The organism is Maribacter algicola, assembly GCF_003933245.1.
In the GTDB taxonomy this organism is placed as follows: domain Bacteria; phylum Bacteroidota; class Bacteroidia; order Flavobacteriales; family Flavobacteriaceae; genus Maribacter; species Maribacter algicola.
On record NZ_QUSX01000001.1, the window covers coordinates 1,158,322 to 1,174,956 of the forward strand.

16 protein-coding genes are annotated in these 16,635 nt (G+C 39.4%); 2 read left to right on the forward strand and 14 right to left on the reverse strand.

Annotation, left to right across the window (positions count from 1 at the left end):
- Positions 1-21 precede the first annotated feature (21 nt).
- From DZC72_RS04890 to DZC72_RS04935, 10 genes are all read right to left on the reverse strand, one after another.
- Positions 22-1,236 carry a porin family protein gene (locus tag DZC72_RS04890; protein ID WP_125221748.1) on the reverse strand — a complete coding sequence of 405 codons (1,215 nt, stop codon included), beginning with the start codon at positions 1,234-1,236 and terminating at the stop codon, positions 22-24.
- A 169-nt stretch (positions 1,237-1,405) separates the two neighbouring features.
- Positions 1,406-2,026, reverse strand: a complete 621-nt coding sequence (locus DZC72_RS04895) for an OmpW family outer membrane protein (RefSeq protein ID WP_125221749.1) — start codon at positions 2,024-2,026, stop codon at positions 1,406-1,408.
- A gap of 180 nt (positions 2,027-2,206) precedes the next feature.
- Complete coding sequence (locus tag DZC72_RS04900) at positions 2,207-2,863, reverse strand: porin family protein (RefSeq protein WP_125221750.1); 657 nt, start codon at positions 2,861-2,863, stop codon at positions 2,207-2,209.
- A gap of 7 nt (positions 2,864-2,870) precedes the next feature.
- Entirely contained in the window at positions 2,871-4,187 is a 1,317-nt protein-coding gene (gene sufD, locus DZC72_RS04905; RefSeq protein WP_125221751.1) for a Fe-S cluster assembly protein SufD, read from the reverse strand.
- A 76-nt stretch (positions 4,188-4,263) separates the two neighbouring features.
- The gene (gene sufC / locus DZC72_RS04910) at positions 4,264-5,019 is read right to left on the reverse strand and encodes a Fe-S cluster assembly ATPase SufC (RefSeq protein WP_125221752.1); all 756 of its coding nucleotides are present in this window, start codon (positions 5,017-5,019) and stop codon (positions 4,264-4,266) included.
- Between the two features lie 6 nt (positions 5,020-5,025).
- A complete protein-coding gene (locus DZC72_RS04915; RefSeq protein ID WP_125221753.1) occupies positions 5,026-5,892 on the reverse strand; it encodes an N-acyl homoserine lactonase family protein in 867 nt (288 codons plus the stop codon).
- A gap of 76 nt (positions 5,893-5,968) precedes the next feature.
- Positions 5,969-7,414 carry a Fe-S cluster assembly protein SufB gene (sufB, locus tag DZC72_RS04920; RefSeq protein ID WP_125221754.1) on the reverse strand — a complete coding sequence of 482 codons (1,446 nt, stop codon included), beginning with the start codon at positions 7,412-7,414 and terminating at the stop codon, positions 5,969-5,971.
- 143 nt (positions 7,415-7,557) lie between these two features.
- Positions 7,558-7,887 (reverse strand): HesB/IscA family protein, encoded by a 330-nt coding sequence (locus DZC72_RS04925; RefSeq protein WP_094996725.1) that lies wholly within the window; start codon positions 7,885-7,887, stop codon positions 7,558-7,560.
- A gap of 125 nt (positions 7,888-8,012) precedes the next feature.
- Positions 8,013-9,356, reverse strand: coding sequence for a hypothetical protein (locus DZC72_RS04930; protein ID WP_125221755.1), 1,344 nt, complete (start codon positions 9,354-9,356; stop codon positions 8,013-8,015).
- A gap of 3 nt (positions 9,357-9,359) precedes the next feature.
- Complete coding sequence (locus DZC72_RS04935; protein WP_125221756.1) at positions 9,360-10,604, reverse strand: choice-of-anchor B family protein; 1,245 nt, start codon at positions 10,602-10,604, stop codon at positions 9,360-9,362.
- 61 nt (positions 10,605-10,665) lie between these two features.
- Between DZC72_RS04935 and thiL the strand changes: the two genes are divergently transcribed.
- Positions 10,666-11,715, forward strand: a complete 1,050-nt coding sequence (thiL, locus tag DZC72_RS04940; protein WP_125221757.1) for a thiamine-phosphate kinase — start codon at positions 10,666-10,668, stop codon at positions 11,713-11,715.
- A gap of 151 nt (positions 11,716-11,866) precedes the next feature.
- On the opposite strand, the gene DZC72_RS04945 is transcribed toward thiL, so the two are convergent.
- Complete coding sequence (locus tag DZC72_RS04945) at positions 11,867-12,082, reverse strand: hypothetical protein (RefSeq protein WP_099546175.1); 216 nt, start codon at positions 12,080-12,082, stop codon at positions 11,867-11,869.
- A gap of 247 nt (positions 12,083-12,329) precedes the next feature.
- Here DZC72_RS04945 and brnQ point away from each other — a divergent pair, with 247 nt between their 5' ends.
- Positions 12,330-13,613 (forward strand): branched-chain amino acid transport system II carrier protein, encoded by a 1,284-nt coding sequence (brnQ, locus tag DZC72_RS04950; protein WP_125221758.1) that lies wholly within the window; start codon positions 12,330-12,332, stop codon positions 13,611-13,613.
- Here the strand turns inward: brnQ and DZC72_RS04955 are convergent.
- From DZC72_RS04955 to DZC72_RS04960, 3 genes are all read right to left on the reverse strand, one after another.
- Complete coding sequence (locus tag DZC72_RS04955; RefSeq protein ID WP_125221759.1) at positions 13,603-15,543, reverse strand: AAA family ATPase; 1,941 nt, start codon at positions 15,541-15,543, stop codon at positions 13,603-13,605. The genes brnQ and DZC72_RS04955 overlap by 11 nt on opposite strands.
- Before the next feature lie 124 nt (positions 15,544-15,667).
- Positions 15,668-15,841: a DUF4448 domain-containing protein gene (locus tag DZC72_RS17710; protein WP_165869275.1), complete on the reverse strand. Its 174-nt coding sequence runs from the start codon at positions 15,839-15,841 to the stop codon at positions 15,668-15,670.
- Positions 15,842-15,843: 2 nt separating this feature from the next.
- Positions 15,844-16,614: an exodeoxyribonuclease III gene (locus DZC72_RS04960; protein WP_125221760.1), complete on the reverse strand. Its 771-nt coding sequence runs from the start codon at positions 16,612-16,614 to the stop codon at positions 15,844-15,846.
- Positions 16,615-16,635 lie beyond the last annotated feature (21 nt).

Genomic DNA, 16,635 nt, shown 5'->3' on the forward strand with positions numbered 1-16,635 from the left:
CACACAATGAAAGTACGGTCTCTAGAACAACCTATAACCCAAGATTAAGGATTGTCCGCTATATTGGGCATTTTGAAAAACATAATTGAGAAGCTGCCTGTCAAACGTATGCCTGAATTCAACAAAGAATCTATTGTTGTACGCAAAACCTAGACCAGCTGCAACAGTACTCCCTTTTTCAATTGGTCTGGAAGGTCCAATATCAATATTAGAATTACCACTGTCAATGGCAAAAATACCCGAAGCGTTTATGAATAGTTTTGAATTGTCGTTTAAGAAAAGATAATGTCTTATTCCTAAGCCTAAACCAAAATACTTATAATCTACAGATAGTGTTTGACTGGCACTTATAGGCAATTCTGATTCATAGGTTTCATAAAAAGGTTCGGCAGTCACCGCCCATTTATTTTTATTAAAAGGCATAACAGCTTCAATTTCAACTCCAACCCTAGGTGATAATTTATTCTCAAAAGTAAATTCCCTTCTAACCAAACCTGTATTTGTTGGTGAAACTTCAAGGTTTACTGACGAATAATGTATTCCAGGTCTAAGAATAATATTGATCCATTTTTTTCGATTTTCTTTTGAGTAGCTTATGGCATCAATGCTACTTTCATTATTAACCTTTTGAAAAAAAGAAGTCAAACTTTTCTCTCTATAGGCCAGCTTAGATAGTTCTTTTTCGGTAACTCCTTGACCATTAAATGCATTAAATAATTGCTGCTTGTACTGTACATTTTCACCAATCTTATTTTCACGAGTAATGTATTTTTTAAACACCAAAGGCTCGATTTTACCATCTGAAACTTTGTAAAAATAATTTGCCCCAAACGAGTCTTCAAATTTGTAGAGTGTTGCTTTTCCTTCAACCAACACCATTAAAAATAGGGTTTCATTGGAAAAACTTGGTTCACGGACCAAGGTCAATTTATCGACTTCTTGACTGGATCGGTCAATATTTACCGTTGCCCTTATGAATTTTGATTCTCCAATCACGCCAAACTCCTGTGTATTGGTCAAATTCCCAGTTTGAGCATCTTCATTTTCAGAAAGTTTATACTGAAAAGAATCAGGGTTCTTCATCCAGTCCACATTTCTAATCAAGCATTCTGTCTTGTTTCCAGAATTGTCAATAAAATATCCTTTTTCATAGGTGATTTGGCTTTGTACGCTAATATTGAGTAATAACATTAAAACAGACAGCCAAATAGGCAAAGAGAACTTTTGAAATATCATTTAAAGATTTGGTTAGGTTTAAAATAGAATATCCTATTAATAATTGGTCTTTTCTATCAATGGATATTTTTGGGAAAAATACTACAAACTATTTTTAGATACCAAATGAATTGGCCAATTACTTTTTTTTCCGTCCAAACACCTTACCTGTTTATTCTAAAAATGTTTATTAAAACCGAAAACCGATACCCGCTTTAAAAATGTTTAGATTTTCCCTTATACTATATGAGTAAGATTGCCCAGAAAGATCTGTATTGCCCTTATAATGCATCCATAAGTAATCCCACTGAATTTGTACATAAAATCTCTTTGTAAGATTATAACTAACTCCCAAGTTTAAATTTAGCCCTCCATCTGATGAAGTTGGCAAATCATAAACTATATCGTTATTATTATTGGAATATGTATTATTGAACAAAATGGAATATCCTAATCCTATTTGAGGTTTTAGCCTTGTGAAACCTGGTATTTCCATTTCTCCAAAAACCTTAGGCTGCAAAATCACGACATTCTTTTTATAATCAAAAAAAGCATCCCCACTCTGTGATCCGTAAGTGAAGTTGTCATATTCCCTAAAGTAGGATATATTAATGCCAGTGCCTAACTTGAAGATACCAAGATTTAAAAAACGGTATTTCGCACCCAAATCCAAGACCTCATTGATTTCCCCTATTGCAGGTGCTGTTTTGAAAGTTAAAGGATAACTGGCCTCAACACTCCATTTCTGGTCTTGGGCATATGTAATCAAAGAAATAAAAACAAAAGCCGAAGTGATAAAAAACTGTTTCATAGATGTTGATTAGATTAGTTGTTGAAGTAGCTAATGTAGATTTACGAATTGTAGGAAAATAAAAATGGTTTGTTAATATTACTCAACAAACCGTTAATTGTAGCACCAATAATTCTTAAAATAGAAAAGTCTCAAAAACCTTTAGCTTCATCAGAAAACCTCGAATCCACCCAAGAAAAATCACCTGAATACATAATTCAGCGATAACTGTATGGCAGCGTTGTAGTTCTGTGCTCCTTGGAGTGCATTTAACCTATTTCGAAGCCCGATATAAAACCTTGGGGAAACCGAGAAATTGTCGTTCAATTTTAACCCTAATCCTACGGCCGCGCCATAATCCAATTGAAAATCCCCGGAAATGGAAGATCTTCTTTCCAAATTGGAATCCTGATTCAAGTCTTTATTTTTTATTACCTGATTGAGCAAAAAACCAAACTGTGGACCAAATTCTAGGTCTATACGGTCATTAAGGGCAAACTTTCCCAAAATAGGAATCATAAGATAATTTAACTGAACGTTGGTCCTGAAATCGTTTTCTTCCCCAACAGAACCATTGGTTTGAATGGCGGCCAAATCCGTACTATATTGAAATCCTTGGGAAGAATATAACAGCTCTGGTTGCAGCTTAAATTTCTCGGAGAAATCGATTTCCACAAATATGCCACCGTGACCGGAGAATCTAAACTTTAATCCATCCGTAAGGTCACCCACAATGGAAGAATAATTGAGTCCCCCCTTGACCCCAAAATGTGCCTCTTGTGCTTTTACCCCTAGGTTTGACAATAAAAAAAGGGCCATTATAATAATGACCCTCTTATATCTATGATAATATTTCATACGATTTCTACAAGTCGAACCCTAGGTTCACCCCTAATTTATTCGCTATTAATTTATTGATTCGTGTTTTGAGTTCCGGAATCCGAACCGTTGCCAATACATTGTTGGCAAAGGCATACATCAAAAGCGCACGGGCCTCTTTTTGTGGTATCCCACGTGTCTGTAGATAGAATAGTGCATCCTCATCTAACTGTCCAATGGTACAACCATGGGAACATTTTACGTCATCCGCAAAAATCTCCAATTGCGGTTTGGTATTGATAGTGGCCTTATCACTTACTAAAATATTGTTATTCTGTTGGAATGCATTGGTCTTCTGGGCTATTTTATCGACTATGATCTTACCGTTGAAAACCCCGGTGGAACTATCTCCATAAATCCCTTTGTAATCCTGATGGCTTTCGCAGTTGGGCTCTATATGGTGCACCAACGTATGATGGTCTACATGTTGCTTGTCCCCCAAAATTGTCACCCCCTTCATAGTTGAGTCAATATGTTCTCCGTTCTGGTAAAAGTTAAGGTTGTTACGGGTCAATTTTCCACCAAAAGAGAACGTATGTACCCTCACAACGCTCTTGTCCTTTTGATCGATATAGGTATTATCAATCAAAGAGGCCGTTGGGGCATCGTTCTGAATCTTATAGTAATCTACAATGGCATTTTTTGCGGCAAATATTTCGGTTACAGAATTGGTCAATACCTCATTGCTTGTTAAGCTTTGGTGTCTTTCAATAATCTGTACCTCCGCATTTTCTTCCACAATGACCAAGTTCCTAGGCTGCAACATCAAAGAGGCCTCGTTACCCGTAGCAAAATGTAAGATTTCGATAGGTTTCCTTGGCATTTTGTTCTTTGGGATGTAGATGTATGCCCCTTCCCTGCTAAATGCTGTATTCAACGTGGTCAAGGATTCATCCTTGGAGGCTACTTTGTTAAAGTATACATCGATTACGGGTTGATACATGGGTTTTGTCAGCGCCGCACTCATCAAACAGATATCCACACCGTCATGGGTCGTCTCGGAAAGATAGGAACTATAGATTCCGTCAATAAAAACGATTTTATAGGTATCTATCTCATGAAGAAAATACTTCTTCACATCCTTGTATTCCAAGGCATTCTCTTCCTTAGGGAAAATGCTAAAGTCTATTTTTTGTAGACCGTTCAGGGAAGTGTATTTCCAAGCCTCCTCCTTTTTGGTAGGAAATCCCTTTTTCTCAAAGTTCTTTATCGCTTCCATACGCACATCATGAACGGGATGCTCCACATCCACGTTGTTTTCGAACGCCATAAAGGAAGAAATCAATTTATCTTTTAAATCCATATTTTTAGTATTAAGTAGTTAGTAAAAAGTGGTTAGTTTTTGATACGTACCACTTTGTACCTGATACCTTGTACTTTTAACCAGAAACTGTTTCCTGCTTTAACCAATCATATCCTTTTTCCTCAAGCTCCAAGGCCAATTCCTTACCTCCGGACTTCACAATTTTACCATCGTGCAATACGTGTACGAAATCGGGAACAATATAATCCAACAATCTTTGATAGTGGGTAATTACGATTACGGCGTTATCCTTGCTCTTTAACTTATTGACCCCGTTAGCAACGATACGCAAGGCATCAATGTCCAGTCCGGAATCCGTCTCATCCAAAATGGCCACTTTAGGCTCTAACATGGCCATTTGAAAAATCTCGTTACGCTTCTTTTCCCCTCCTGAAAAACCTTCGTTCAAAGACCTTGATAGAAATTTGCGGTCTATTTCCAACAATTCCGATTTCTCACGAATCAACTTCAACATTTCGTTGGCGGGCATATCCTCTAACCCCTTGGCCTTTCTAGATTCATTGATGGCCGTTTTCATAAAATTGGTGACAGACACTCCTGGAATTTCTACAGGGTATTGAAAGGAAAGGAAAATACCTTTATGCGCCCTTTCTTCCGGAGCTACTTCCTCTAAATCCTCACCTTCCAACTCAATCGAGCCCTCGGTAACTTCAAATTCCTCCTTACCGGCAATGACCTCTGCCAAGGTACTCTTGCCAGAACCATTAGGTCCCATAATGGCATGTACCTCTCCTGCTTTTACTTCAAGGTTTATTCCCTTTAATATTTCCTTGTCTTCTACCTGTGCATGCAGGTTCTTTATTTTCAACATAATCTGTTACTTTAAATATTCAGGTGCCTTTGGCATTTTATTAAAATCTTCTTTTTGATGTTGTACATAGACCTTGGCGTCCATTTCCTTTACAAATATTTCAAAATCTTCCATGCTTGCCAAGGTTTCTTCTACATCATAATTAAAACTGGGAACTCTCTTATGTTCCCTATTTTCGTAAAGGTGATACAAGTCCCCTGTTAACAGTGTAGGTCCGTTTTCGGGTAAATCCAAAAACAGTACTTGATGCCCGGGCGTGTGTCCCGGCATGGATTTCATAATCACAGTTCCATCCCCAAACACATCATAATCCCCTTCTATTTTTTGAATCTTGTCCAATTCCTGAATTGCCTCATAAATTCCCTCTCCACTAATTTTAACTTCCTCACTGGTGATAAAATCATACTCCGGACCTTGAACCAACCAAGTAGCGTTTTTCATGGTGTTTGCATGCCCGCTATGATCAAAATGGGTGTGCGAAAGTGCGATGTAATCAATATCGTCAGGGGTCATTCCTATTTTTTTCAATTGATTTACCACGGAATCCTTCCTAGAAACAGTAAACGCTCCTGAAGGATCCGTATACTCGGGCTGACCTACCAACATTTGTGGTAAACCGGCATCCCACATTAAAGTCCCTTCGGGGTGAACAATTACGTAAAAAGGATCGGCAAATTCCTTGGTCTGACCTTGATACGTAGAGTCTTGGGAAAATAACTCCAAGTTATTGACCATTACCGTACCTCCATCAAACGTATAGAGTTTAATCTCTGGTGCCGGTGCTTCGGCAACCTCGGTTTTCTCTTCTTTCTTGGTTTCCTTACAGGAAAGAAATCCAATTAAAACCGCTGTAAACAAGAAAAATCTTTTCATAAATTTCTACTATAACTCATTAAAAAAGAACAAGGAATGACCCCTAGACTGCGCTCGAGGGGCATCCCGTAACCATTTAACCTACCGACCCCTCTAAACTAATTTCCAATAATTTTTGGGCCTCAACGGCAAATTCCATGGGCAACTTGTTCAATACCTCTTTGCTGAATCCGTTAACGATCAACGCGATGGCCTTTTCCGTATCGATACCACGTTGATTGCAATAGAAAATTTGGTCTTCCCCAATTTTACTAGTGGTAGCCTCATGCTCTATTTGAGCCGTTTTATTTTTTGCTTCGATATATGGAAACGTATGGGCCCCACATTCGTTGCCCATCAACAAGGAATCACATTGTGAAAAATTACGTGCATTGTCCGCACGACTATTAATCTGTACCAGACCCCTGTAACTATTCTGTGATTTACCTGCCGATATTCCTTTTGAAATGATGGTGCTCTTGGTGTTTTTACCCAAGTGAATCATTTTGGTTCCCGTATCCGCCTGTTGGTAATTATTGGTAACCGCAATGGAATAAAACTCGCCAATGGAGTTGTCCCCTTTTAGGATACAAGAAGGATATTTCCATGTTACGGCGGAACCTGTTTCCACCTGTGTCCAGGAAATTTTCGCATTCTTCTCGCAAATTCCACGCTTGGTTACAAAATTATAAACCCCACCCTTTCCATCCTTGCCTCCGGGAAACCAGTTCTGTACCGTGGAGTATTTTATTTCCGCGTTGTCCAGGGCAATAAGCTCAACCACGGCGGCATGCAATTGGTTCTCGTCCCTGGATGGCGCGGTACACCCTTCCAGATAACTTACATAACTCCCTTCATCGGCTATGACCAGGGTTCTTTCGAACTGACCGGTACCTGCTTGATTTATCCTAAAATAAGTGGATAGTTCCATAGGGCAGCGCACTCCTTTTGGGATATAGCAAAAACTACCATCGGAAAAAACGGCGGAATTCAAGGCCGCATAGAAGTTGTCCTTTTTGGGAACTACGGTGCCTATATATTTTTTGACCAATTCCGGATGCTCCTTAATTGCTTCGGAAATAGAACAAAAAATAATACCTTTCTCTGCCAAGGTCTTCTTAAAAGTAGTAGCTACCGAAACGGAATCCATCACGATATCCACGGCAACCCCTGCCAGTTTCTTTTGCTCATCTATAGAGATACCCAGTTTTTTGAACGTATCCAACAATTCTGGATCTACTTCATCCAAACTATCATACTTTGGTTTCTTGTTAGGTGCCGAGTAATAGGAAATAGCCTGAAAATTGGGCTTTTTATACCTAACGTTTGCCCATTCCGGCTCCTCCATTTCCTTCCAGGCTTTGAAAGCTTCCAAGCGCCATTGGGTCATCCAGTCAGGTTCATCCTTCTTTTTGGAAATCGCAATAATCACTTCCTCGTTTAGTCCTACAGGAAGGGTATCCGATTCTATGTCCGTATAGAAACCATACTCGTACTCCTTGGTTTCCAGTTCTTTTTTTAATTCCTCTTCAGTATATGCCATAACTAAAAGCCCCTAAATCCCCAAAGGGGACTTTGTTTTAATTGTTAAATTTCTTCTTCTCGTATAACAGATATTAACTATCTTTTTAAATTAACTCTACTAGAGTACCACCCAAAGCGTTCCCCCTTTGGGGGCTAGGGGGCTTACAGTGAAAAACTCTCCCCGCATCCACAAGTGCGCTGGGCGTTTGGATTGTTAAACACAAAACCTTTCCCATTAAGACCTCCGGAGTATTCCAAGGTGGTCCCCACTAAATATAAAAAACTCTTTTTGTCTACAATGATCCGTACGTCATTATCTTCAAAAACCTTGTCCGTTTCGTCCATTTTGTTATCGAAATTGAGTTCATAGGACAAACCGCTACAGCCTCCACTCTTTACGCCCACCCTGACATAATCCTTGGAAGCATCGAACCCTTCCTCTTCCATAAGGGTTCTCACCTTCTTTTTTGCCGTTTCCGATACTTGTATCATATCTTAAAATGGATTAATTATAAATAGTTCACAAATATACTTCATTGGTAGGTTTTAACAATAGAACCTAACATTATTATAACGTATTAAACTATAGGACTTCTCTATGTTGAAGAAAAGGGAATTTACCGGAGTTTAATGAGTACCAAATCGGATTTTCCTTTTGATCCCAGTCCTTGGAAATCAACACTTTGACTTTCTCCGATAAGCAGTACACTTCCATCCTCGCCTTCTACTACATCATAGCCAAAGTCTATTTGGGAACCACCAAAGGAACCTTGCCAAAGCAGGTTGCCTTTATCATCGGTTTTTAGCATCCAAATATCATTTTCGCCATTATTGGATGATACATCCTGATCTGAACTTTTAGAATTACCAACAACATAATAACCGCCATCTTTGCTCGATACAACAGCCTGTGCAGCGTCAAACCGACTGCCTCCAAAAGTGCGCTCCCAAATAAGGTTGCCGGAACCGTCCACTTTTACCAGCCAGAAGTCGGATTCCCCCTTACTAGCGGTAATGTCCCCATCGGTACTAAAGGTATTGCCAACAACCACGTAACCGCCGTCCAAGGTGTTGTCTATATCATAGGAGATCTCTATTCCCGTTCCGCCAAAAGAACGTTCCCATTCCATCGTCCCCGTGTTATCCAATTTCACAAGCCAAAAATCATAACTACCTCCCGGATTGCTGATATCAAAATCATTACTTTCCGAGAATCCGGCCATGACAAAACCCCCATCCTGCGATCTCACCACGGCATGTGACCTGTCATTGTTAGTGCCCCCAAAGTAACCCCGCCATTCAACATCCCCAAACGGGTCGATTTTGGTACCCCAAAATTCCCCCACACCATGTCGGGTGAGCGTGTTGCCTTTTTCCGTATATCCATCGGCCCGGGCCGAAGTAATATCCAAAAAACCGGTAAAGAAAAAACCCCCGTCCTCGGTCTGTAAAAGGTCGTAGGAATGATCATGACCGGAAAAACCATAGCTTTTTTCCCATTCGATCTCCCCGGTAGTATTGAGTTTCAACAACCAATTATCATGAAAACCCCGATTCAAAGAGGCATCACCATCGTCGCTCATTGCGTATCCTGTAAGGGCATAACCACCGTCCATGGTCTGGACCAAACTCTGTCCCCTATCGTCCTTGGAGCCGCCATAGGTCTTGCTCCACTGTGCATTTCCATCGGCATCCAGTTTCAATAGCCAATAATCATTGACCTCAACTGTTTTTCCCTGTAAATCACCATCAATACTGTTGGAAAATCCCAAAATGGCATAGCCCCCATCCGAAGTCTGGATAATGGCCTGACCAATATCCTCGCCCGATCCACCAAAAGTCTTGATCCATTCAACTTCGCCCAAAAAACCTTGTTCGTTACTTTCAAGGTTTTCCCCATTGGCATCCTTGGAACAGGACCAAAAGAAGATAAGTGCCCAAATGAAATGAAACCTGTACATTTTCTATTCCGATTTCTTAATCACAAAAAACCCGTCGCTTATATCGCTGACAACAATCTTTCCGCTTTCAAAAAACGGATAAACACTCCAAACGCCATCAAATTCGGTATTATCATTCTGCGGAAACGTATCAAAAAAACCTGTTTCAGCTATATTCTTACCTTCAATATCTGAAATATCCAATACCCTAATTCCTGCGGTATAATTGGCCAAATAGAACTCGTTCCCCAAAACATAACCATTATGATCTATAGCACTTGTTGGGCCCAAATAGGTATCATGTAACACAGGGCTGTCCAAATCCGTCATATCAAAAATCAAGGTCCTAGACCTAAAGCCGTAGTTTATCTCATCCAACTCATCGCCCAGGATAAAATAGCGCTGGTCTTCCGTAAACCATCCTTGATGGGTATAGCCAATATTGGGATACGGAAGCGTCGCAATCTCAACAGGATTTTCCTTGTTGGTAATATCTACCACAACGACTTGCGTCTCGTTGGCCCCAACAAAAATTTCTCTATCCGTATAATCCGTATCGGGACCGGTATAGGTCACTACTTGAGCATCATGGGTATAGCCATTAACACCCCAACCGCCAGCGGCCAATGGCATTGTGGGATTTGAAAGATCCAGGAAATGGACACCCCCATTGTAAATATCATCCCGATTGGTTCCAACGGGATAGGCAAACCCCGTAACCGCATTGATTACAATATTGTGGGCATTACCGATACCCGTAAACCTTCCGTCTTCCTCAAATTCATTTGAATTGCCCACAGCATCGCGCAATTTTGTAAGGTCGAACACCTGCACCCCATGAGCATTCGCCTCTGAAACAATGAACGCATAGTCCCCATACACTTTTATATCCCGCCAGGAACTGGCCGTTGTAGCAGTTGGCAGTTTTCCTAGATACATCAAGTTCTCGGTATCGGAAATATCAATAAAGGCGGTTCCGTTATCCAGGCCCATCAAGGCATATTCCTTTCCTGTGGAGGCATCCGTCCATCCCCAGATATCGTTGCCCGATTGTGCGTTCAGCTCTGTCATTGGAATGTGTCCCAATAAGTCATACCCATTACAGGGATAGTCTCCGGCAAACCCATTTTCACAGGGAACAAAGGAGGTCGTTTCTCCCGGCACTTCCGGGTTTTCAGATTCATTCAGGACATCAGTATCAATATTCCCATTATCCTTGGAACAGGAAACGAAAACGAATAAAAACAATAGAACGGCCCTTAATCCCATCTTGATAAATTTATCCTAATAGTAAAGATACGATATAAAATATCCTGTTTACTTTTGCAACATGCTAGAAGACAAGAATAAAGAAAGGACCTCCTTGGAGAAATTGGGCGAGTTTGGACTTATTGACCATCTGACCCAAAATTTCACCCTAAATCACTCCTCTACCCTAAAAGGCGTGGGCGATGATGCTGCGGTGCTGGACTTTAAAAATAAAAAAACGGTACTTTCTACGGATTTGCTGGTGGAAGGCGTACATTTTGACCTAAGCTACATGCCGTTAAAGCATTTGGGATACAAATCCGTCATGGTCAACCTCTCCGATATCTATGCCATGAACGCAAAGGCCACCCAAATCACGGTGTCCCTTGCCGTTTCCAACCGCTTTCCTTTAGAGGCCTTGGAAGAATTATATGCAGGCATCCATCTCGCTTGCAAAACCTATAATGTGGACATGATCGGGGGCGACACCACCTCTTCCAAAACGGGTATGTTAATAAGTGTCACCGCCATTGGCGAGGCCGAGGAAGACAAAATCACATATCGTTCAGGTGCCAAGGAAAATGATCTATTGGTGGTTTCAGGCGATCTGGGCGGAGCCTATATGGGACTGCAAGTACTGGAGCGCGAAAAAGAGGTTTTTAAGGTCAACCCGAACAATCAACCCGATTTGGAACCCTATTCCTACATCGTAGAGCGACAGTTAAAACCGGAAGCGCGCAAGGATATTGTAGAATTGCTTGAAAAACTGGAAGTCATTCCAACATCCATGATCGATATCAGTGACGGACTCTCTTCGGAAATATTGCATTTATGCAAAAGCAGTAAGGTGGGCTGTGCACTGTACGAAAATAAAATTCCGTTAGATCCAACGGTTATTTCTACCTGTGAGGAATTTAAGATGGACGGCACCATGATCGCCTTGAGCGGGGGTGAGGACTACGAATTGTTGTTCACGATAGATCAGGCCGATTTTCCAAAAATAAAGGGGAATCCAAACCTAACGGTGATTGGGCATATGACCGATACATCCGGTGGAGCAAACTTGGTAACTAGAGCAGAAACATTGATACCCCTTAAAGCGCAGGGCTGGAACTCCTTTCAGGAGGAATAAAAAATCCTGGAAAAAAGCGCGATTCTTTCCTTAACCGTTGTGGGGCATACGACAGGTAAGAATTAAAGATGCTTACTTAATTTCCAGGAATTCGTTGTTGGGTTACGCGTTACGGAATGACGAAAACCCGGTGTTTTTTAAAAGAAGTGCATTACGCTACTTGATGCTCGCTATGTCTGTACTGGTAAATACGTTCCAAGGTTCTATTGATGTCCTGCAGTTCTGGTGTTAATATGGATAGGTTGCCACTTACGTCTGTGGTAACCTCCTTTTTGCAATGGATACATTTATATTCCTTGATGTGGGACGTCACTTTTTTGGAAACGGCATAATGATGTCCAAAGATGGTGCAGAAAAGTTTTTTCATGCCTTAGGATTTTTTAGGTTCACATTTGGTTCGATTTGGGAATCGGTTAAATGTTGATTTTTTTTTGGTTTCTGTATTTCAATTATGAGAACGAAGCGTTTTCAATAATATTTGTTAAAGTATATCTTTTTAAGCACCTGAACCATAATTTGTTGTGATGTGGATAAAACTTGTGGTCAACGCTAAATTTTTATGGGTCTTGATTTTTTGAAATAGGTATTCCATCTTTTTCTTCTATCTTCCCATCATGATTTCAAGTGCTTTCAAGACTAAGGAAATATGGGTAACGGCCTTTGCCCTTTTCTCCCTGTTCTTTGGCGCCGGTAACTTAATATTGCCGCCCCAACTTGGTTTAAAATCGGGTGAACTTTGGTGGTTGGTTACCTTGGGGTTTTGTACCTCAGCCGTCCTGATTCCTATTCTGGGAATATTGGCCCACGCCAAACTGCAGGGAACAATCTTTGATTTTGGGAAAAAATTTTCTCCCACTTTTGCCCTGATCTATTCGTTACTCGTTTATGCTATTGCCATAGGGCTACCAGCACCCAGAACGGCCTCGGTAACCCATGAAATGGCCGTTGCCCCTTTTTTTGATAGCTCACCTTGGCTCACCAGCATGCTCTATTTTGTCTTAGTGTTCGTATTTGTCATGAACCGATCAAAAATTCTGGACCTCATTGGCAAACTGTTGACCCCGGCCATCTTTCTCATTTTAATAGGCATCATTGGGGTCATTACCTTTTCGCTGGATTATGATTTTGCCCACAGCACTATGGAAAATACCTTTACAGCCGGCATTTTGGAGGGCTATCAAACCTTTGATGCCATTGGGGCCGTTGTTGTGGGTGGTGTCATTATAGTCTCCATAAACATTAGGCACACAAAAAGAAGTTATGCAGAAAAAAAGACCTTGATCCGCAAAGCGGGATGGCTTGCCGGGTTGGCCCTTTTTCTAATCTATATGGGACTCATTCTTTCAGGGGCCTTGTCCCATTCGCTTTTTGATTTGGATATTTCCAGAACGGAACTCCTCTCCGGATTGGCGACCGAAGCCTTGGGCACCTATGGAAATTTATTCTTGAGTATGCTCGTTGCCCTGGCCTGTTTTACCACGGCCGTAGGCATTGTTACGGGTACCTCGGATTTTATACGATCACGATTTCAAGATTCCCAAAAAGCGTATACCATCACGGCTATCCTGGGCTGTGTTCTAGGGGTTGTCATGGGACAGTTTAATGTGGACTACATTATTGCCGTAGCCTTACCGGCTTTGATGATCATTTACCCCATTACCATTGTTTTGATATTATTGAACATAGTCCCGGAAAAATACGCCTCCCCAACAGTTTTTAAAGCGGTCGTGTGGACGACCATCATTTTTAGTATCCCTGATTTTTTAAATAGTATTCCATCCCTTGCGCCAACACCTGAGGCGTTTTCTTGGATTCCTTTACAGGATTATAGTTTGGGGTGGGTGTTGCCAGCTTTGGCGACTTTTATTGTAGGGAATCTAACATCTTCTAAAGATTAAAATAGTCCTCAATTTCATTCATCCATTTTGGTTTGCTTGTAACTATTAATTCTTTATACTCCTTAGATATTTTCTCCTTATTTTTTTCTATAAAATTCATAATTTTCTCTTTATTAGAAATCATGTCACTGGCGGCGCCATTAAAGGTGAGCATCGAATAGTCTCCTTTAATTTGACTGCATGAAGCATTCTTTGATACAGAAAAATTTATTAAATCTTTTTTCAATTCCTCATCTCCATGTAAATTAATGGTTTGTGATAAACATTTAAAAAAATCATTAGGGTCTATTGCTTCCTCAATTTCTAAAGGCATTCGTGCCTGATGTTCATTCTTAACCAATGTTACTTTCCCATCAATAATTTGTAATCTCCTGAATTTTAATTTATTCGATCTTGTTTCGGAAGAATGTTGTAATTCTGGCCCCATTAAATCAGTATCTGTAAGGCATAGAATTTTTCCTTTAACATCTAAAGCTTCAGATTTATGACTCATTGGGACATATAGAAAATCATACAACAATTTAACAACTCCGCAACCACCTACAGGTAAAATTTTTAAATTTTTTATTCTTAAATTTTTTGATAAATAATTGAAATCATCAGTCCCTTCCACAATAAGCCAATTTGTTGAATAGTGCTTTAAAGAACTAATTATTGAACTTGTCAAATCATAAAAGCTCTTTAGTTGAATATCATTTGGGTGGCTACCCCTATCTTCAAAATAATTTTGGAAATTAAATCTTCTGTGCTTGGGTGTATCTGTATCCAATTCTATTTGAATCAAGGTTCCCTTATTAAGTATCGGAAGAGAACCATACCAATGGGTTGTTAAAAGTACTTGACAATTTTTAGCCTCACTTATTTCCTCAATCCTAATAAATTGGTCATAACAATTGGATATATGCAATGAAGATTCAGGTTCATCTATTGCTAGAATTATCTCGCTGTCCCTATCTTTTGCTCCAGATATAAAGGAGTACGCAATATCAATTAAAGCTTTTTTTCTTTCTCCTGCACTTAAGTTTCTTATTGGTTTGTCATCCTTTTTCAGTGTTCTTTTTGATAAATAGGAATAAATTATTTGCTCTTTAATATCACTGGCAGTTAGATTTTGTTTTGCCTTGTATTGCATTTTAAAATCATAGCCCTTATAAATAGTTTTTATAGTTCTTTCAGTATCATTAATGTATCTTTTCAAATTTTCATTAATGATATCCAGCAAACTTATTTTTTTTGTTCGATTGGGTCCAGTAGCTCGGGTGATTCTTTTATCGGTTAGTGTTTTGTCAATTTCTGATGAAATTTTCTTATCTATTAAATTTTGCATTCCTTCTGTTTCTATCCGTAAAAAATCTTCAATAGAAGTTTCAATGGGAATGTATAGATAAGTATAAACCTTTCTTAGTCTTGAAATTAAAGCGTTATATTCTTTTGGTTTAAATGGTTGAAGACCAGCTTCTTTAAATTTCTTTTGAACTGAACCGGTAAAGGTGAAAAAATATTGATTGCCATTGTCAAACTCCTTACTAAGGACTAAAAGAATATGTGTGTCTCGGTATTTTAAAAGGTTATTTTTTCGAAAACTAAAATAATTTTTAATTGGTTTATAATTGGAATTAGAAGCTTTTTCCTCCCATAAAAAATCACTTAAAACCTCAATATATTTTTGATTTGATGGTGTGAAATTTTTTAATTTTTCTTTTTCAAATAGCAGTAAAGGTGCTACAAAAGCTTCTCCTTTTTTTGATCCAATATTAATGTTGAAAATTCTATTATTGAAAAATGTATCAACCGCTTCCAAAATTGAACTTTTTCCGCAACCATTGTTGCCAATTATTACGGAAAGTGTTTCAGGGTCTTCGGAATGAAAGGGAATAAATGAAAAACCCTTGTAAATTTTATAATGCCTTTGAAATAAACCTATTATCATTAGTACCAAAAATTTTCATTTTTTTCAAAAATTTCTTGAAAGTTTGTTAAGTTAATTAATTATAGGTGTAATTTATAAGAATATTCTTATTAGTAAATAATTAATGAGTTCAAGGCAACTATTTTTATTTAGTTTTTCGCTTTTTTGAATAGTAATAGAAAAAATAGGCTACCAGAATCAACACTACAAAAGGCAAATAGGTGCCAATGGCTACCCCAATTTCATAGGAACTGTCCGGTGCTTCCTGCATTTTCTTTTCAATTTCGGAAACATCCTGTAAAACCATAAATACACCCATAATCATATGTCAATTTCCAAACTGATGGGACAATGGTCGCTACCCATAATCTGGTCATGAATTTCCGCCGACTTCACTTTAGGCCACAGCGATTCGCTCACCAAAAAATAATCGATACGCCAACCTACATTCCTACTTCTGGCACCGCCACGCATACTCCAAAACGTATATTTGTCAAACGTATCTGGGTGCATTGCCCTAAAACTGTCCACTAGATTTAGGGTATTAAGCATGTTTTCAAACCCATCGATTTCCACTTGGGTAAAACCTGCCGTTTTGTTGTAATTTGATTTGGGATTGGCCAAATCGTTCTCCGTATGGGCTACGTTAAAATCTCCCGTAATGATCAATGGTTTCTTTTTGGACAAGTCGAGAAGATAATCCGTAAAGTCCTTATCCCATCCAGAGCGGTAGTCTAAACGTTTTAAACCATTACCGCTATTAGGCACATAGACATTGACCAAATAGAAGTCGGGGTACTCAGCATAGGAAATCCTGCCCTCCAAATCATGGTCCGCAATACCCATATTACTGCCAAAAGAGATCGGCTCTTGCTTTGAAAGGATCCCTGTTCCCGAATAACCTTTTTTCTCGGCGCTATTGGAATATAAATGGTAGTCCTCAATTCCGGATAAGGCCTCTACCACCTGGTCGTCCTGTGCCTTGGTCTCCTGAATACAAAAAACATCCGCATCAAAATTGGATACCACTTCTTCAAAGCCTTTTTTAACGGAGGCCCTTATACCATTTACGTTCCACGATACTAATTTCATAACACTATTGTTTTAATATAA